The following is an 18,622-nucleotide window of genomic DNA, read 5'->3' as shown; positions in this document are numbered from 1 at the left end:
CGAATCTGCCGCACGACGCCTGACCCGGCGCCGTGCGCGCGTGCGTACTTTGGAGCTGTTCCGATGAAAATGACTTCCCGCCCCGCGGGCGCCTGCGCGCGCCTGCCGGTTGCCCTTGGCCTGGCCGTGGCCGCGTCACTGGCCCACGCTGCGCCTGCCGAAGAGGCACGTACCCTCGACACGATGGTGGTCACCGCCGCCGCACCGTCGTCCCCGTTGCACTGGGTGACCGATCCGCGCCTGCCGCGGCAGCCGGTGCCGGCCAGCGACGGTGCCGATTACCTGAAGACCGTTCCCGGTTTTTCGGCCATCCGCAACGGCGGCACCAACGGTGACCCGGTGCTGCGCGGCATGTTCGGTTCGCGCCTGAACCTCCTCAGCAACGATGGCAACCTGATCGGTGCCTGCCCGTCGCGCATGGACAATCCGCTGTCCTACATCGCGCCGGAAAGCTTCGACCGGCTGACCATCATCAAGGGCCCGCAGAGCGTGCGCTGGGGGGCGGGCGCGTCGGCCGGCACCGTGCGTTTCGAGCGCGATACGCCGCGCTTCGAGGAGCCGGGCCTGCGTGCCGATGCCAGTGCGCTGGTCGGTTCGCGCAACCGCAACGACCAGGTGCTGGACCTGACCCTGGGTAACCCGACCGGCTACGTACGCGCCAGCGGCAACCGTTCCGAAGCCGATGACTACAAGGACGGCCACGGTGACGTGGTGCCGTCGAAGTGGCGCAAGTGGAACGGTGACGTAGCCATCGGCTGGACGCCGGATGCCGACACGCTGCTGGAAATTTCCGCCGGTGCCGGTGATGCGATCGCGCGTTACGCGGGCCGTGGCATGGACGGTGCCGCGTTCGAACGCACCAGCTACGCGGCGCGTTTCGAGAAGCGCAACCTGCCGGGGGCATGGGACACGTTGCAGGCCAACGTGTACTACAACAACGCCGACCATGTGATGGACAACTACACGCTGCGCACGCCGAACCCGCACAGCATGATGCCGATGCCGATGGCGTCGAACGTGGATCGCCGTACCCAGGGCGGCCGGGTCAGTTCCGAGTGGCGCTGGCAGGATGTGCAGCTGGTGGCGGGTATGGATGGCGAAGACAGCCGCCATCGTGGGCGCATGGGCATGGGCCGCGACACCTACCGCCAGGCCGCCTGGGAAACCGATGCCAACTTCCGCCGCTATGGTGTGTTCACCGAGTTGACCCTCGGCGCCGGCACCGAGCAGCGCTGGATCAGCGGCCTGCGCATCGACCGCGCCAGCGTCCGCGATGAGCGGCAGTCGGTGCGCGGGATGATGGGCAACCGGCCGAACCCGACCGCTGGCCTGCAGCGCAAGGAATGGCTTGGCAGCGGCTTCCTGCGCTACGAGCAGGACCTGGCCGATGGCCTGACCTGGTACGCCGGCCTCGGCCACAGTGAACGCATGCCCGACTACTGGGAGCTGTTCTCGCCCAACCACGGCCCGGCCGGTGCGGTGAACGCGTTCAGCGGCGTGCAGCCCGAGCGCACCACCCAGCTTGATGTGGGCATGCAATACAAGGGGCCCCGTGTGCAGGCGTGGGTGTCGGCGTACGCCGGGCAGATCCAGGACTACATCCTGTTCACCTACCACGGCAGCGGCATGATGGGCATGAGCCAGGCCCGCAACGTTGATGCACGTATCGCTGGTGCCGAGGCGGGCCTGGAAGTGAGCGTGGCCGAGCAGTGGAAACTGGGCGGCACGCTGGCCTATGCCTGGGGCGAGAACCGCGACCAGCATCGCCCGTTGCCGCAGATGCCACCACTGGAAGCACGCCTGAGCGCGAACTGGGAAGGCCAGCGCTGGAGTGCCGGTGCGCTGCTGCGCGCTGTGACCCACCAGCATCGTGTCGCAAATGGCCAAGGCAATGTGGTCGCGCAGGACCTGGGGCCGAGTGCCGGCTTCGCCACCTTCGCGCTCAACGCTGCTTACCGCTTCAGTTCGCAGCTGCAGCTCAGCGCGGGCGTCGACAACCTGTTCGACCGTGTCTACAGCGAGCACCTGAATCTGGCCGGCAGCGCCGACTTCGGTTTTCCGGCTGACCCGGTGCGCATCAACGAGCCGGGCCGCAGCCTGTGGATGAAGGTGAACTACCGGTACTGATCCGCCGGGTGTAAAAAAAAAACCGGGGCCGGATCCCCGCCAGGATCCGCCCCCGCCCGACGCCCTCTGCCGGGCAGCTTCGACTCTACGATGGCAACGCCTGCGGTGCACGGCTGGATACACCTCGACACATGCCGACACCGCTGCGGTCAGCCTTGCACGGAACGGGTTCACGGCGCTATCGCGACGCCGGTTCCACGCCAGTAAACGCTTGGCACATATCGCTTCTGTGGGCGCTTGCCTACACTCGGCGGCCGTGGATCACTCAGGACCGTTCATGTTGGCTCGCATCGCTTCGACCCTGGCCCTTGGCCTCAGCCTGGCCGTGCTGGCCGGGTGCGCGGGCAAACAGGAGGCCGCCGCCCGTCGGCAGGGAGAAGCGGTGCCGGTCACCGCGCAGGTCGTGCAGTCCACGCAGTGGAATGACACGCTGCAGGCACTGGGTACGGCCAAGGCGCGCGAATCGATCAGCGTCACCGCCAAGGTCAGCGAGATCGTCGAGAAGGTGCACTTCGAAAGCGGCCAGCATGTTGCCGCTGGTGCACCGATCGTGACCCTGCGCGGGCAGGCCCAGGAGGCCGCGCTGGTGCAGGCGCAGGCCACCTTCCATGAGGCCGACCAGCTGTACAGGCGCCAGCGCGAGCTGGCCACGCAGCGGCTGGTGTCCAGCGCCACGCTGGATACGCAGAAATCGATCCGCGATGCCGCCGAGGCGCGTGTGGCGCAGATGCAGTCGGACATCGGTGACCGCCGCGTGCGTGCACCGTTCGCCGGTGTGCTCGGCATCCGCCAGGTCAGCCCGGGCACGTTGCTGACGCCGACCACGGTGATCGCCACGCTCGACGACATCGAACACATGCACATCGATTTCCAGGTGCCGGAAGTGGAACTGGCCGCGCTCGGCGTCGGTGACAAGGTCAGTGCCACCAGCGTGGCGTGGCCGGGCCGTACCTTCGAGGGCGTGGTCAGCACCATCGACGCACGCATCGATCCGGCCACCCGTGCGGTGACCGTACGTGCCGACTTCGCCAATGGTGACCATGCCCTGCGCCCGGGCATGCTGCTGGACGTGCGCCTGTTCCACCCCGAGCGCCCGGCGCTGGTGATTCCGGAAATCGCCGTGGTCCAGGTCGGTCGCGATACCTTCGTGTACCGCATCACCGCCGACGACAGCGTCGAGCGCGTGGATGTGGTCACCGGTGCGCGCCGTGCCGGCGTGGTCGAGATCAGGCAGGGGCTGGAAGCGGGCCAGCGCATCGTGGTCGATGGCACCGGCAAGCTGCGCCCGGGCCTGAAGGTCGCAGCCAAGGACGCGGCACCGGCCACGGGTGCCAAGTCGGCTGATGCACCGGCGCCGGTCGCGGCCGAGGGCCACGGCGGATGAAGCTGTCCGACATCTCCATCCAGCGGCCGGTGTTCGCCGTGGTGATGAGCCTGTTGCTGCTGGTGCTGGGCGTGATGTCCTTCACCCGCCTGACCCTGCGCGAACTGCCCGCCATCGATCCGCCGATCGTTTCGGTATCGGTGGACTACACCGGCGCTTCGGCCGCGGTCATCGAAAGCCGCATTACCCAGGTGCTGGAAGATGCGCTGGCCGGCATCGAAGGCATCGATACGATCAACGCGCGCAGCACCAACGGCCGCTCGCAGGTCAGCATCGAATTCACCTCCAACCGCGATATCGAAGCGGCGGCCAACGATGTGCGCGATGCGGTCAGCCGCGTCGCCGACCGCATGCCGGAGGAAGCGCGTCCGCCGGAGATCGCCAAGGTCGAGAGCGATGCCGACCCGATCATCTGGTTCAACATGGTCTCCTCGACCATGGACACGCTGGAGCTGAGCGACTACGCCGACCGCTACGTGGTCGATCGTTTCTCCAGTCTCGATGGCGTGGCCCAGGTCCGCATCGGCGGCCGCCAGCGCTATGCGATGCGGATCTGGCTGGACCGTGACCAGCTGGCGGCGCGCGGACTGACCACCGGCGACGTGGAAACCGCGCTGCGCAACGAGAACGTGGAACTGCCGGCCGGCCGCATCGAGTCGACCGACCGCGATTTCACCCTGCGCGTGGAGCGCAACTACATCAAGCCCGAAGACTTCGCGACCATCCCGCTGGGCAAGGGTCGCGATGGTTACGTGGTGCGCATGGGCGATGTGGCGAAGATCGAGCTGGCCTCGGCCGAGCGCCGCGCGTACTACCGCAGCAACGGCGAGCCGGGCATCGGCCTGGGCATCGTCAAGACCTCCACCGCCAACTCGCTGGACGTGGCGCGTACTGCGCGCGCTGAAGCCGAACGGGTCGCGCTGACCCTGCCCAAGGGCACGCAGATCTTCGTTGCCTTCGACAACACCACCTTCATCGAAGCCGCAGTGGACCGCGTCTACGCCACGCTGGTGGAGGCGATGATCCTGGTGCTGGCAGTGATCTGGCTGTTCCTCGGCAGCTTCCGCGCTGCGTTGATTCCGGCGGTGACGGTGCCGGTCTGCCTGGTCGCAGCGTTCATCGCACTGTACGCGTTCGACTTCTCGATCAACCTGCTGACCCTGCTTGCGCTGGTGCTGTGCATCGGCCTGGTGGTGGACGATGCGATCGTGGTGGTGGAGAACGTGCAGCGCCGCATCGACCTGGGCGAACCCCCGCTGGTGGCGTCCAAGCGCGGTACTGCGCAGGTCGCCTTCGCAGTGATCGCCACCACCGCGGTGCTGGTGGCGGTGTTCCTGCCGGTCGGGTTCCTGGAAGGCAATACCGGGCGCCTGTTCCGCGAACTGGCGGTGGCGCTGGCGGCGGCGGTGGCGTTGTCCGCCTTTGTGGCGCTGACGCTGACGCCGATGATGGCCTCCAAGCTGCTCAAGCCGCATACCGGGCGGGCACCGCGTGGCCTGCATGGCTTCATCAACCGCAACCTGGAACGCCTGGCCGGGGCCTATGGGCGGGTGCTCGACCACCACGTGGACCGCACCTGGATCTACCTGCTGGTGATGGTGGCCGCACTGGCCGCCAGCTGGGGCCTGCTCAAGCTGCTGCCGTCGGAACTGGCGCCGGCCGAAGACCGCGGTTCGTTCCAGATCATGATCGATGGCCCGGAAGGCGCCGGCTACGACTACACCGTGCAGCAGGTGCAGCAGGTGGAATCGCTGCTGGCACCGCATGTTGGCCCGGACAAACCGATCGTGCGCGCCAATCCACGCGTGCCCGGTGGTTGGGGTGCCAGCGAGGAAATGCACACCGGCCGCGTCAGCATCTTCCTGCAGCCGTGGCGCCAGCGCAGCGAAGGCACGCCGGAAGTGGCCAACGAACTGCAGAAGGAACTGGACACCATCCGCGGCGTGCGCGTGCGTACGCAGGTGGGCGGTGGCCTGGTGCGCAGCGGCGGGCAGCCGTTCCAGATCGTGCTGGGCGGCCCGGAATATGCCGAGATCGCGCAGTGGCGCGACCGTATCCTGCTGCGCATGGCCGACAACCCCGGCCTGGTCGGCCCGGACTCGGATTACAAGGAAACGCGGCCGCAGATGCGGGTCAACATCGACCGCCAGCGTGCGGCCGACCTCGGCGTGCCGGTCACCGCGATCGGTTCGGCACTGGAAACCATGATGGGCTCGCGCCGCGTCACCACCTTTGTCGACAACGGCGAAGAGTACGACGTGCTGGTGCAGGCCGGTCGCGATGGCCGTGCCAGCCCGGCCGACCTGGCCGCCATCCGCGTGCGCGCGACGTCCGGCGAACTGGTGCCGCTGTCCAACCTGGTCACGCTGACTGAGGTGGCCGAGGCCGGCACCCTGAACCGCTTCAACCGCCTGCGCTCGATCACCATCAATGCCGGCCTGGCGCCGGGCTATCCGCTGGGTGAGGCGATTGCCTGGGCGCAGCAGGTCACGCGCGAGGAGCTGCCGCAGTATGCGCAGGTGAACTGGAAGGGCGAATCGCGCGAATACCAGAGTGCCGGTGGCGCGGTGCTGCTGACCTTCGCCATGGCGCTGCTGGTGGTCTACCTGGTGTTGGCCGCGCAGTTCGAGAGCTTCATCCACCCGCTCACCATCATGCTGACCGTGCCGCTGGGCGTGCTCGGCGCGCTGGTCGGCCTGTGGGTGAGCGGTGGCACGGTGAACCTGTTCAGCCAGATCGGCATCGTCATGCTGGTCGGCCTGGCCGCGAAGAACGGCATCCTCATTGTTGAATTCGCCAACCAGCTGCGTGACGACGGAAGAACCGTGCGCGAGGCGATCATCGAATCGGCGATGGTGCGCCTGCGCCCGATCCTGATGACCTCGATCGCCACCGTGGTCGGTGCGATTCCGCTGGTGGTGGCCGGTGGCCCCGGTTCGGCCAGCCGTGGCACCATCGGCATCGTGATCATCTTCGGTGTGACCCTCTCGACGTTCCTGTCGCTGTTCGTGGTGCCGGCGTTCTACGCGCGGCTGGCGCCGTACACGCGCTCGCCGGAAGCGGTGAAGCGCGAGCTGGAGAAGCAGGAGGCGGAGTCGCCGTCGGTGGGTGGGCATGCCTGATCCGACCACCGTGCTGCGAGGCGACGGCTTCCAACTGCGCCCCTGGCGCCCGGATGATCTGGAATCGCTGCTGCGCCATGCCAACGACGCCGAGGTATCGCGGGGCCTGCGTGATCGTTTCCCGTACCCGTACACGCGCGAGGATGGCGAGGCCTTCCTCGCCGGTCGCGTGCTGGCCCCTGGCACCCTGAACCTGGCCATCGAGATCGACGGCCAGGCCTGCGGCAGCGTCGGGGCCCAGCAGGGCAGTGCCGAGCGCGGGCACATGGCGGAACTGGGCTACTGGCTGGGCCAGGCCTACTGGGGCCAGGGGCTGATGACCCGGGTGGTCGGCCTGTTCGCACCCTGGGTGATGGACGAGCTGCGCCTGTTCAGGCTGCAGGCCGGGGTGGTCGACTTCAACCTCGGCTCGGCCCGGGTGCTGGAAAAGAACGGTTTCCAGGAAGAAGGCGTGGACCGCTGCGCGGTCTACAAGCGCGGGGTGCTGCACGACCTGCGCCGCTTCGCCCGGGTGCGCACGCAGCTGCCCTGAACACGCGGGCCGGCCGCGGTAGAGCCGAGGCCGTGCCCGGCCGCCGTCATCACCACACCGAGCATGGGCTCGGCTCTACAACACAGCGCTACCGCAGCGGCCTTCGATCAGGGAGAATCGACCGGTCCCCTCCAGCCGACGGGACGTCCTCACAACCCGCCGACTGGAGAGAGCGCGCGTGGAAGCTACCGTACATTTCATCAACAGCATCATCTGGAGCAAGGCACTGATCTTCGTGTGCCTGGGCGCCGGCCTGTTCTTCAGCCTGCGCACGCGCTTCATGCAGATCCGCGGCTTCCTCGAGATGTGCCGCCTCACCGTCAAGGGTGAGAAATCCGACGCCGGTGTGTCGTCCTTCCAGGCCCTGGCCATGTCGATGGCCGGGCGCATGGGTATCGGCAACATCGCCGGCGTGGCCACCGCCATCGCCTTCGGCGGCCCCGGTGCGATCTTCTGGATGTGGGTGATGGGCTTCCTCGGCGCCTCCACCTCGTACGTGGAATGTACGCTGGCGCAGATCTACAAGACCAAGGATGCCGAAGGCCGTTACCGTGGCGGCCCGGCGTACTACATCGAAAAGGCCATGGGCCTGAAGTGGTACGCGCTGGTCTTCGCCATTGCCACGATCATTGCCGCCGGTTTCCTGATGCCGGGCGTGCAGGCCAACGCCATCGCCGACAGCATCATCAACGCCTGCCGTGGCACCGCGCTGTGTGGTCCGCTGGATGGCCAGACGATGGGCATGGAGTCGGTGCAGGCGCTGAAGCTGGGCATCGGCATCGTGGTGGCGCTGCTGCTGGGCGTGGTGATCTTCGGCGGCGTCAAGCGCATCGCCAACTTCGCCGAAGTGGTGGTGCCGTTCATGGCGGCAGCCTTCATCCTGACCGCCATCGTCATCATGATCATCAACTACGATCGCGTGCCGGAGATGTTCGGCATCATCTTCAGCAGCGCCTTCGGCACCCACGCCGCGTTCGGCGCGATGATGGGCCTGGCGGTGGAGTGGGGCATCAAGCGCGGCATCTACGCAAACGAAGCCGGCCAGGGCTCGGGCCCGCACGCGGCAGCCGCCTCGGAAGTCTCGCACCCGGCCAAGCAGGGCTACGTGCAGGCCTTCGCCATCTACTTCGACACCATGATGGTGTGCACCGCCACCGCGTTCCTGATCCTGGCCAGCGGCACCTACAACGTGTACTCGCCGGCAGGTGCCGGCGCCCCGCCGATCTTCCAGGGCCTGGCCGGCATTCCGGAAGGCGCGGGCTACGCCCAGGCGGGTGTGGAAGCCGTGCTGCCGGGCTGGGGCTCGGCGTTCGTGTCGATCGCGATCTTCTTCTTCGCCTTCACCACGATCATGGCCTATTACTACATGGCCGAAACCAACCTGACCTACGTCAACCACAACAAGAAGCGCCCGCTGACCGTGCTGGTGCTGCGCCTGGGCATCATCGGCATGGTGGTGTTCGGCGCGTTCCATAATGCAACCCTGGCCTGGGCGCTGGGTGACATCGGCGTGGGCCTGATGGCCTGGCTGAACATCATTGCCATCCTCATCATCCAGAAGCCGGCCATGCTGGCCCTGCGCGATTACGAGCGGCAGAAGAAGCTGGGCCTGGATCCGATTTTCGACCCCGATGCCCTGGGCATCAAGAACGCCGATTTCTGGCGTCAACGCAAGCTGGAGTTGTCCCGTAGTGAATGATCCCTGGAAGAATGCCCGCCGTCCGTCGTCGCGACCGCCGCGGGCCACCCCGCTGCCGCCGCGTGAGGGCGGCACCCCGCCACCGCCGGGGCGGGGCAACGACGAACTGCGCCTGTACGGCTGGAACGCCGTGCAGGCCCTGTTCGCCAAGCGCCCGCAGGCACTGCGCAAGCTGTACCTGGTGGATGCGCTGATTCCGCGCATGCAGCCTGTGTTGAAGTGGTGCGTGGCCAACCGTGTGGGCTACCGCGTGGTGGAGGAGGGCGACCTCAACAAGCTGGCCGCTACCACCCATCACGAAGGCCTGGTGGCCGACGTGCTGCGCGCGCCCGTCGTGCCGCTGGCGCAGTGGCTGGAGGATCTGGGCGAAGGCCCGGCGCTGGCGTTGTGGCTGGACGGTGTCGGTAATCCGCACAACTTCGGTGCGATCCTGCGCTCGGCCGCGCACTTCGGTGTCAAGGCGCTGCTGCTGCCGTCCGGCAGCACGCTGGCGCTGTCCGGTGCCGCCGCACGCGTGGCCGAAGGTGGCGCCGAATCGGTGCCGCTGGTGCAGTTGCCGGAGACCGCCCAGGCGATGGCGCAGCTGCGTGCAGCCGGCTTCGGGCTGGCTGCGACCCTCGTTGATGGTGGCGACGACGTGTTCCGTGCGTCGCTGCCGGAACGGTTGGTGTACGTGATGGGCGCCGAAGGCGAGGGCATGGACCGCGGGCTCGCCAGCGAATGCGACCTCCAGGTCTCGATTCCCGGCAGCGGCGCGGTGGAGAGCCTGAACGTGGCCTCGGCCACGGCCGTGTTGCTGGCACAGTGGGCGAGCCGCCGCCACGGATGATCCCGTCGTGCTGATGCTGTGTTGATCTCCTGACCCGGCCCTTGCGGCCGGGTTTTCTTTTGCGCGGCGCAAGAGCGCAAACGATGCACGCGCAGCAAACTGGGTCATCCGCGTCAGCTTGCGTTGCTTCAAACACGCTTGATGGACAGGTAAGCAATTTTAGTATTTGTCTCATTGCTGGGCCGTTTCCTGCATCGCACGGTGGAGTTCCTTCCGACGTCGTACAGGAGTGGTTCCATGCATCGAATCCAACGCCGCACACGTCGCACTTGCCTGGTGCTGGCACTCGCTGCGCTTGCCGCACCATCGCTACAGGCCGCGGAACGCAGTCTCGATGGTGTCAATTTCACCGGCCCATTGATCACGCCGAATCCGGCCGGCCTGCCGCAGGGCAACTGGTACATCGAGCCCTATCTGGTGCGGGTCGACAGCCGCGACCACTACGACAACAACGGTGATCGTCGCCGCAGTGCCGGGCACAGTGGCGCCTGGGCCACGGTGGTACCGATCATCTATGGCTTCAGTGACCGGGTGATGGGCCAGGTCAATCTCAGCGCCTCGCGCTCCGAATCCGGCAGTGCGCGCAGCAGCGGCTTCCGCGCCGGTGACACCACCGCACGCCTGCAGTACCTGCTGCAGGCGCCGAATGCCGATGGCACCCGTCCGGCCATCTCGGTCGCGCTGGTGCAGCGTTTCAGCACCGGCAGCCATGACCGTATCACCGGCAATCCGCTGGATGCACAGGGCGACGGCGTTCAGCGCACCACCGCGGCGCTGGGCGTGCAGCAGGTGGTGTGGCTGGGCAATGACCGCCCCGTGCGCTGGCGCGCCCAGCTCAGCGCCGGGCCGGCACCGTCGCGCACTGCCATTTCCGGCACCAGCGTGTACGGCACCGACGACAGCTTCCAGGGGCACATTTCGCGTGGCTCGGTACTGGGCCTGTCGGTCGGCGCCGAGTACAGCTTCAATTCGCGCTGGGTGGGGGTGATGGAAATCGCCGCCAGCCGCGAGACCGGCCAGCGTCTGAGCGGCTTCGCACGCAACGGCAGTGGTGCGATCGAGCGGATTGAAGAGCACCGTCCGGCCAGCCGCAACGTCAGCCTGGCGCCCGCGGTGGAGTATCACTTCAGCCCGTCGCTGGGCCTGATCGCCGGCGTCGAATTCACCGTGGCCGGGCGCAACACCGGCCGCATCATCAGCCCCCAGGTCGCCCTGGGCATGTTCTTCTGAGGGGCTGCCGATGAACATCGAATCCATCGTCAACACCATCCTCGGCATCGTCTGGAGCCCGTACCTGGTGGTGCTCTGCCTGCTCGCCGGCCTGTACTTCAGCGTGCGCACCCGCTTCATCCAGTTGCGCGCGCTGCCGGAGATGCTGCGCCTGATGTTCCGGCACGAGCGCTCCGAAGCCGGTGTGTCACCGTTCCAGGCCCTGTCGCTGTCGTTGTCCAGCCGCGTCGGCGTCGGCAACATCGCCGGCGTTGCCATGGCCATCGCCTTTGGTGGCCCGGGCGCGATCTTCTGGATGTGGATCGTCGCCTTCCTCGGCGCCTCCAGCGCCTTCATCGAATCCACGCTGGCACAGATCTATAAGGACCGCGATGCCAAGGGCCAGTACCGCGGTGGCCCCGCGTACTACATCGAAAAGGGCCTGGGCCAGCGCTGGTATGCAGTGCTGTTTGCGCTGGTCACCGTGCTGGCCGGTGCGATGCTGGCCGGCACCCAGTCCAATGCGATCACCAGTGCGGTGAACGAAGCCTGGGACGTGCCGGTGATGACCACCACGGCGGTTCTGCTGGTGGTGCTGGGCGCGATCCTGATCGGCGGTGTGCGCCGCATCGCGCGGGTTGCCGAGTGGGTCGTGCCGTTGATGGCCGTGGCGTATCTGCTGGTGGCGGCACTGGTGATGGTGCTCAATGCAGAGAAAGTGCCGGAGGTGATCATGCTGGTGCTGCGCAGTGCATTCGGTGTGGATGCAGCGTTCGGTGCAATGATCGGCACCGCCATCCAGTGGGGCGTGCGCCGTGGCGTGTTGTCCAACGAGGCCGGCATGGGCAGCGGTGCGCATCCAGCCGCCGCCGCCGAAGTCACTCATCCGGTCAAGCAGGGCCTGGTGCAGTCGTTCTCGGTCTACATCGACACGATGGTGGTGTGCAGCGCCACCGCGTTCCTGATCCTCTCCACCGGCCTGTACAACGTCTACGACCCGGCTGTGAACGGCATTCCGGATGAGGCGCGCCTGCTGCTGGGCAATCTGCCTGGCGTCGAAGCCGGGCCGCGCTTCGTGCAGCACGCGGTGGAGTCCGCGCTGCCGGGCTTCGGCCGCTCGTTCGTGGCGCTGGCGATCCTGCCGTTCGCGTTCACCACCATCCTGGCGCTGTACTACATGGCCGAGACCAATATCAGCTACCTGTGCCGTGATCGTCCCGCGCCGTGGGTGATGGGCGGGTTCCAGCTGCTGTTCCTGGCCGCGACCGGCTACTCAGCGGTGAACAGTGCAACGATCGCGTGGTCGCTGGGCGACATCGGCGTCGGCCTGATGAGCTGGCTGAACATCATCGCCATCCTGCTGCTGCAGAAGCCAGCGCTGGCGGCGCTGCGCGACTACGAACAGCATCGCCAGGCGGGCAAGGATCCGCTGTTCAACCCGAAGCTGCTGGGTGTGCGCAACACCAGCGTGTGGGAGGGCTGACAGGATCGGGGCAGATCCCTCGCCACGGCGAGGGCTCTGACCCACGCCATCGCCCGGTGGGTGCGCCACTACTCGGTGGATGCGCCCTTACCCGGTGGGGGCGCCCTTACCCGGTGGGTGCGAACCTTGGTTCGCACCGCCCTTCCCGCTGCTTTCGCCGGGCATGAACCCTTTTCAATGCCGAGCGGGAGGTTCCGCGCGCATTGCGATGCGCTCATTGCAATGGCGCCCACAGGTCATGGGGCGCGGCCCGGCGCTACCGCATCATTCGTTCGGCGGCGTGGTCGCCTTGGCCTCGCTGCCGAAGCTGCCATCGGCTTCCGCGGCCAGGTACGCGAACACGGTGTACGCGGCCACGTTCTGCGCCAGCGCCTTCGGGTCGATCTTGTCCAGCGTGTCGTCGGCGGTGTGGTGCAGGTGGAAGTAGTCCGAGCCGTCCTGCGCCAGCCATGCCCACGCGCCACCCTTGGCGGCCAACGGGCCGACGTCCGGGCCCGGGCCACCCTTGTCGGCCTGGTACTCGATGCCCAGCGGCTTCATCACTTCGGCAATCTGCTTCGTCGCTTCGCGCGAGCCTTCCGGGTTCGGCGAACCGGTATTGAAGGCATAGATGCGGCCGGCACCGAAGTCACTCTCGGCCGCCAGCTGGTGCAGGGCCACGTCCTTGGCATGCGCCTCGGCGTAGGCCTTGCCGCCATACAGGCCCTGTTCTTCGTTGGCGAAGGCGATCACGCGGATGGTGCGCTTCGGCGCCTGCTTGAGCTGGCCGATCAGATGGCCCGCAGCCATGGTGATGCCCACGCCCGCGCCGTCATCCACCGCGCCGGTGCCCAGATCCCATGAATCCAGGTGACCGCCGATCACCACCACTTCCTTCGGCAGGCTGCGGCCGGTGATCTCACCGATCACGTTGTACGAGGTGGCGGTGCCGTCCCAACCGCAGTCCAGCGCGACCTTCACCGTTGTCGCGCCGCGGGCCAGCAGGCGGGCCAGCTGGTCGGCGTCAGGCACCGACAGTGCTGCAGACGGCACCGGGGTCAGGCCGTCATCGAAACGGGTGATGCCGGTGTGCGGCACGCGGTGCGAGTCGGTACCGGCCGAGCGCATCAGGAAACCGACCGCGCCCTTGCGAATTGCTTCGGACGGGCCCTTGCTGCGGATCGCGCCACCACGGCCATAGTCGCGGCCATCGCGGAACGGCAGCATCTGGTAATCAACGAACGCGATCTTGCCCTTCAGCGAACCGACCGGTGCGGCCTGCAGTGCGGCCAGGTCGGCGAAGCGGACCACTTCGGCTTCAACGGTGCCGCCCGGGCTGCCACCCAGCGCCGTGATCTGCAGCGGCTGCGGGTTCCTGCCGGTCACCGCGGCGTGTTCACTGCGGCGCTCCCACTTCGGGAACGTCACTGGTTCCTTCCACACCTTGTCGAAGCCGAGGGCCTTGAACTTGGCTTCGGCCCAGGCCACGGCGCGGGCGTCGGCCTCGCTGCCGGCGATGCGCGGGCCGATTTCGGTGGTGAGCGATTCAACCACCTTCCAGCCGGTGTCATCGGCCAGCGCCTGGTCGCGCAGCTGCGCAGCGGTGGACAGCGACGCCGGGGGCAGGGTGGTGGTGTGCGGCGCCGCGAAGGCCGGGGCGGCCAGCAGGGCGAGGGAGGATGCGATGGCAAGGACGCGGCGACGCATGGACAGCTCCGGGAAGGGACCAAGCCTTGGAGCTTAACAGTCGTTCAGCCCGGCGCATGGGCGGGAGGTCATGGCTGCCGCGAACGCTGTTTTCCGCCACGTCCGGCAAAGCGAAAGCCCCGCCGGGGCGGGGCTTTCGTGCAGTCGCGGTAGTGCCGGCCGCTGGCCGGCTCCCGCATGTTCCGATGTTGCCGGCCAGCGGCCGGCACTACCGGTAGGCGGCCTTACTTCTTCAGGCTGTCGCGGATCTCGCGCAGCAGCACCACTTCCTCGGCCGGTGCGGCCGGGGCGGCTTCCTGCTTGCGCGACAGGCGGTTGATCGTCTTGACCACCAGGAAGATGGCGAAGGCCACGATCACGAACTGGATCAGCGTATTGATGAAGTCGCCGTAGCCGATCACCACGGCCGGGATTTCCTTGCCGTCGGCACCGATGCTGGCCGGTGACAACGTCCACGCCAACTGCGAGAAATCCACCTTGCCGATCAGCATGCCCAGCGGCGGCATGATGATCTTCTCGACCAGTGCGGTCACGATCTTGCCGAAGGCCGCGCCGATCACCACGCCGACGGCGAGGTCGATGACGTTGCCGCGCATCGCGAATTCCTTGAACTCGGTGAGCATTCCCATTGTTGTTTTTCTCCGGTGGGGGAAGTGGACAGCGCGCAGGGTAGCGCAGGTGATGTCAGCCGGCGATCACGCCGTGGCGCTCGGCCACGTTTTCCAGGCGGGCACTGAAGCGGTCGCCGGGCTTCAGCGCGGCCACTCCGGACGGGGTACCCATGAACACCAGGTCGCCGGCACGCAGCTGCCACAGCTTGGACAGCTCATGCAGGATCTCCGGCACGTTCCAGATCATCTGGTCCAGCAGCGCCTGCTGGCGCACCTCGCCGTTGACCTCCAGCGACAGGTTGAGCGCGGCCAGGTCGCCCACCTCAGCGGCATGGACGATCTCGCTGATCGGCGCCGAGGCATCGAAGCCCTTGGCCGCATCCCACGGATGGCCCTTGTCCTTGGCGGCGGCCTGCAGGTCGCGGCGGGTCAGATCCAGTCCCACCGCATAGCCGTAGACAAGCGCGTCGGCATCGGCGACGGCCAGTTCGCCGGCTGGCGCATCACGGCCGATCGCCACCACCAGCTCCACTTCGTGGTGCAGGTTGGCGGTTGCCGGGGGATAGGGGATGGCATCGTCGTGGCCGACCACGATCGCATCGGCCGGCTTGCTGAAGAACATCGGGCGGCCGCGATCGTCGGCCGCCGGCACTGCTGCGCCCATTTCGCGGGCATGGTCGGCGAAGTTGCGGCCGACGCAGTAGATGCGGTGCACGGGGAAGCTGCCGCCACCCACCACCGGCACACGCGGCAGGGCTACGGCAGGGATCACATCGGAGACATCGGACATGCGGGCATCCAGGAAGGGCGTGCCCGCAGTCTAGAACGCATGGCGCCCGCCGTCAGCGGGCGCGTAGGGCGTGGATCAACGCGAGGCCGGCAGCACCGGCTTGCGCACCACGCGGAACTCACCCTCGACCACGTTCGGGTCGAGCGGACGGGCAGTGCCCGGCTTGCGCGAAGCCAGCAGCTTCCACGCCAGGCCGACCAGGATCATCGCCGCACCGACGAACACGCCGATGAACACCATCGCGGCCAGGATCGCCAGGCCGAGCAGGCCCACGGCAACGCGCACCAGCGGGTGACGCGGCTTGCGCGGCGCGAACAGGGTGCGGAACTGGTTGAAGGCGGATGCGCGATTGAACATGGCGGCTCGATAGGCTGGGATCAGCGAAACCAGAGTATCGGGAGGTGCCACTGTCATTGAGTGAAAAACTCGTTAAATATAGCCTGTGCTTATTACGAATCAATGACTTGTGTTCATGTTGCAGCCAGTCACCTGAGCGGGCGTGCGACAATGCGCGTTTACTGTCCGAGCCTTCGCCATGACTGCCGCCGCTGCCCTGATCGCCCTTGATGCCATTGCCGATGGCGCGTTTGCCGAGGTCGAAGCGGTGGTTGATGGCGATGCCGAATCGCTGGTGCTGTACCGCGACGGCGCGCAGGTGCGTGCGTTCCTGAACATCTGCCCGCACGCCGGCCGTCGCCTGGACTGGGCGCCGGGCCAGTTCCTGAAGAGCCGCGAGGGCCACCTGGTGTGCGCCGCCCACGGTGCCTCGTTCGCGCTGGACAGCGGCGACTGCATCGCCGGCCCCTGCAAGGGCGACCGCCTGCGCGCCGTGCCGGTGGATGTGCGCGACGGGCAGGTTTATCTGGCCTGAGTCCAGGCCAGGGGCCGGATCCGTTTTCCGCAGGAAAGCGGCTCTGACCCCATCAGGCCAGAAGCAGTCGAGCATGGCTCGACTCTACAAAGGCATCCACGAGCATCCACGCATGGCGTGGATCTACTGTGTCGACCAAGGTCGACACCTACCAAAGCGGTGCACGACGCCAGCGGTGCACGACGCCGTTCCGACAGATCGCAGAAATCTGTCGAAGGCGGGGTGGGTCCGGTTGCGGGGGCGTGAGCCGCATGGATGCGGCGACCGAGCTTACAGGGACGTACTTGCAGCGTCCCCCGCAACCGGACCCACCCCGCCATCCCACGAAATGCACGCTTTTGCCGTTGCCGTTGCCGTTGCTTCGGCCTCTGCGGGTGCAGGGCGCAGCCCTGCCAACAAACCCAACCCTCAGAACATCAGGTTGATCATCAGCACCACCACGCAGGTGTAGATCAGCGACAGCGGGCCGCCGACCCGCCACATCTCGCGCGGGGTGTAGTTGGCCGGGCCGGTGATCATCGAAATTACCGGGTTGGAGGCCGTCATCAGATTGTTGGACGCCGACAGTGCCACGATCAGCGCGAACGCCGTCGGGTTGCCGCCCGCCGCCAGCGCAAGGTTCACCGCAATGGGCACCATCACGATGGTGGCGCCCACATGGCTGATCACCAGCGAGAACGCCGTGGTCAACAGCGCCAGCGCCACCTCCAGCACCCACACCGGGATGCCGGTGGGCAGCTTGTCGATGGTATGGCCGGCCACCCATGCCGCCGCACCACTGGAATCCATCGCCCAGCCGAGCGGGATCAGCCCGGCCATCATGAACACGGTCTTCCAGTTGATCGATGCATACGCCTCGTCCATGCGCAGCACGCCGGTCAGCAGCATGCCGGCCACGCCGGTCATCAGCGTCAGCGCCACCGGCAGCTTGCTGGTCAGCGCGATCAGGATGGTCAAGGCGAAGATCGCCATCGCGATCTTGAACTTGTGCGGGCGCTGCTCGCCGGTCGGGTAGTCGGTCACCACCACGAAGTCACGGCTGCGGGCGGCCTGCGCCAGGTCGGTCCAGATGCTGTGGAAGACCAGCATGTCGCCGGCACGCAGCTGCACGTCGCGCACGTCCTCGCGGATCACCTGCTTGTCGCGGTTGATCGCCAGCAGGCTGATGCCGCGCTCCTTGCGCAGGCGCAGATCGGCCGCGCTCTTGCCGATCACGTTCGAGGTAGGCGGCACCACCGCTTCGGAAATACCGGCACGGCTCGGGTTGAACAGGTCGCCCAGGTGCTTCAGTCGCGAAGACATGCGCAGGAACTGGTTCTGCGCGAAATCGTTGATCTGCTCACGCGGGCCCATCGCGCCGAGCACGCTGCCGACCCAGATGCGCATCTCCGCCGGTGGCGCCAGGCGGGTGTCATTGCCGGTTTTCAGGGCCAGCAGCAGCGGGGCATCGTGCAGGTTCTCGGCCTCGCCCAGGGTCATGCCCACCAGCGGGCTTTCGGCACTGACCACCAGCTCGAACACATCGCCTTCGATGCCATAGGTCTTGGCGAAGTAGCTCTCGGTGCGCGCGGGCGTGACCCCGTCGTTGACCAGGTTCTCTTCTTCGATCAGCTTGCGGTCGCCGTAGTAGCGGAAATACAGCAGCGAAGCGATCAGCAGCGCCACGCCGATCGGCAGCGGTGCGAACATGCGCAGCGGCTCGATGGTGGCCAGGCCGGAAGGCAGGTTGTTGTTGGCCGAGGCCAGCAGATCGTTCAGCAGGATCAGCGGTGAATTGCCGACCATGGTCAGCGCACCACCCATCACGATTGCCGCCGAAATGGGCAGCAGCAGGCGCTGCAGGGTCAACCCGGTGCGCGCGGCCAGTCGCGAGGCAACGGGCAGGTACAGCGCCATCACCGACGGGTTCTGCATGAAAGAGGAATTCAGGCCGGCAATGGCCGTGGTCATCATCAGCAGCCGCTGCTCGACACCATGGCCGCGCCGCAGCAGCCACGCGGCCAGCCGGTTCAGCGCCCCGGTGCGGTCCAGGCCCGCACCGAGGATGGTGGTGGCGATGATGCTCATCACCGCGTTACCGGAGAAGCCGCCGAAGATTTCCTCCGGCGCGATCAGCCCGGTGACACCGAGCACCACCAGGACCACCAGCGCGACCACGTCGGCGCGGATGCGCTCGAACAGGAACATCGCCATCGTGAAGCCGACCAGCCCGAGCACGAGCTTCATGTCGTTGGTCAGCGTCAGCGCGGTATCCATGTGGGGCGCGGTGTCCTCAGGCG

14 protein-coding genes are annotated in these 18,622 nt (G+C 67.1%); 9 read left to right on the top strand and 5 right to left on the bottom strand.

The genetic code is table 11. The annotated features are described in order from the left end of the window. The first annotated feature begins 63 nt into the window (after positions 1-63). The 8 genes from ACZK33_RS18775 to ACZK33_RS18740 all read left to right on the top strand — a co-directional run bounded on the left by ACZK33_RS18775 (position 64) and on the right by ACZK33_RS18740 (position 12,385). Positions 64-2,127, top strand: a complete 2,064-nt coding sequence (locus ACZK33_RS18775; RefSeq protein WP_423175757.1) for a TonB-dependent copper receptor — start codon at positions 64-66, stop codon at positions 2,125-2,127. 277 nt (positions 2,128-2,404) lie between these two features. Further along, positions 2,405-3,511, top strand: coding sequence for an efflux RND transporter periplasmic adaptor subunit (locus tag ACZK33_RS18770; RefSeq protein ID WP_423175755.1), 1,107 nt, complete (start codon positions 2,405-2,407; stop codon positions 3,509-3,511). Then, the gene (locus ACZK33_RS18765; RefSeq protein WP_423175753.1) at positions 3,508-6,633 is read left to right on the top strand and encodes an efflux RND transporter permease subunit; all 3,126 of its coding nucleotides are present in this window, start codon (positions 3,508-3,510) and stop codon (positions 6,631-6,633) included. The genes ACZK33_RS18770 and ACZK33_RS18765 overlap by 4 nt, the downstream gene beginning before the upstream one ends. Further along, positions 6,626-7,165, top strand: coding sequence for a GNAT family N-acetyltransferase (locus ACZK33_RS18760; protein WP_107432154.1), 540 nt, complete (start codon positions 6,626-6,628; stop codon positions 7,163-7,165). Before ACZK33_RS18765 ends, ACZK33_RS18760 begins: the two co-directional genes overlap by 8 nt. Positions 7,166-7,343: 178 nt before the next feature. Then, positions 7,344-8,864, top strand: a complete 1,521-nt coding sequence (locus ACZK33_RS18755; RefSeq protein ID WP_071228526.1) for an alanine/glycine:cation symporter family protein — start codon at positions 7,344-7,346, stop codon at positions 8,862-8,864. Then, positions 8,857-9,693: a TrmH family RNA methyltransferase gene (locus ACZK33_RS18750; RefSeq protein WP_032130210.1), complete on the top strand. Its 837-nt coding sequence runs from the start codon at positions 8,857-8,859 to the stop codon at positions 9,691-9,693. The genes ACZK33_RS18755 and ACZK33_RS18750 overlap by 8 nt, the downstream gene beginning before the upstream one ends. 237 nt (positions 9,694-9,930) lie before the next feature. Next, complete coding sequence (locus ACZK33_RS18745; RefSeq protein ID WP_478453727.1) at positions 9,931-10,923, top strand: hypothetical protein; 993 nt, start codon at positions 9,931-9,933, stop codon at positions 10,921-10,923. A gap of 10 nt (positions 10,924-10,933) precedes the next feature. Beyond that, positions 10,934-12,385, top strand: coding sequence for an alanine/glycine:cation symporter family protein (locus ACZK33_RS18740; protein ID WP_049399972.1), 1,452 nt, complete (start codon positions 10,934-10,936; stop codon positions 12,383-12,385). Positions 12,386-12,649: 264 nt separating this feature from the next. On the opposite strand, the gene ACZK33_RS18735 is transcribed toward ACZK33_RS18740, so the two are convergent. From ACZK33_RS18735 to ACZK33_RS18720, 4 genes are all read right to left on the bottom strand, one after another. Next, positions 12,650-14,071, bottom strand: coding sequence for a M28 family peptidase (locus ACZK33_RS18735; protein WP_423175750.1), 1,422 nt, complete (start codon positions 14,069-14,071; stop codon positions 12,650-12,652). A 224-nt stretch (positions 14,072-14,295) separates the two neighbouring features. Next, complete coding sequence (gene mscL / locus ACZK33_RS18730; RefSeq protein ID WP_032130206.1) at positions 14,296-14,700, bottom strand: large-conductance mechanosensitive channel protein MscL; 405 nt, start codon at positions 14,698-14,700, stop codon at positions 14,296-14,298. 55 nt (positions 14,701-14,755) lie between these two features. After that, positions 14,756-15,472, bottom strand: a complete 717-nt coding sequence (locus ACZK33_RS18725) for a fumarylacetoacetate hydrolase family protein (RefSeq protein ID WP_006387611.1) — start codon at positions 15,470-15,472, stop codon at positions 14,756-14,758. 75 nt (positions 15,473-15,547) lie between these two features. Then, complete coding sequence (locus ACZK33_RS18720) at positions 15,548-15,829, bottom strand: hypothetical protein (protein ID WP_046985468.1); 282 nt, start codon at positions 15,827-15,829, stop codon at positions 15,548-15,550. 178 nt (positions 15,830-16,007) lie between these two features. On the opposite strand from ACZK33_RS18720, the gene ACZK33_RS18715 reads away from it, so the two are divergent. Continuing rightward, complete coding sequence (locus ACZK33_RS18715) at positions 16,008-16,343, top strand: Rieske (2Fe-2S) protein (RefSeq protein ID WP_012511947.1); 336 nt, start codon at positions 16,008-16,010, stop codon at positions 16,341-16,343. Between the two features lie 408 nt (positions 16,344-16,751). Here ACZK33_RS18715 and ACZK33_RS18710 read toward each other — a convergent pair whose 3' ends face one another. Further along, positions 16,752-18,599, bottom strand: a complete 1,848-nt coding sequence (locus tag ACZK33_RS18710) for an SLC13 family permease (RefSeq protein WP_010481466.1) — start codon at positions 18,597-18,599, stop codon at positions 16,752-16,754. Positions 18,600-18,622: the final 23 nt, after the last annotated feature.

It is taken from the genome of Stenotrophomonas sp. 86156_Sma (genome assembly GCF_056481625.1).
The sequence above is the reverse complement of the archived record's forward strand: the minus strand, read 5'-3'. Positions and strand labels throughout refer to the sequence as shown.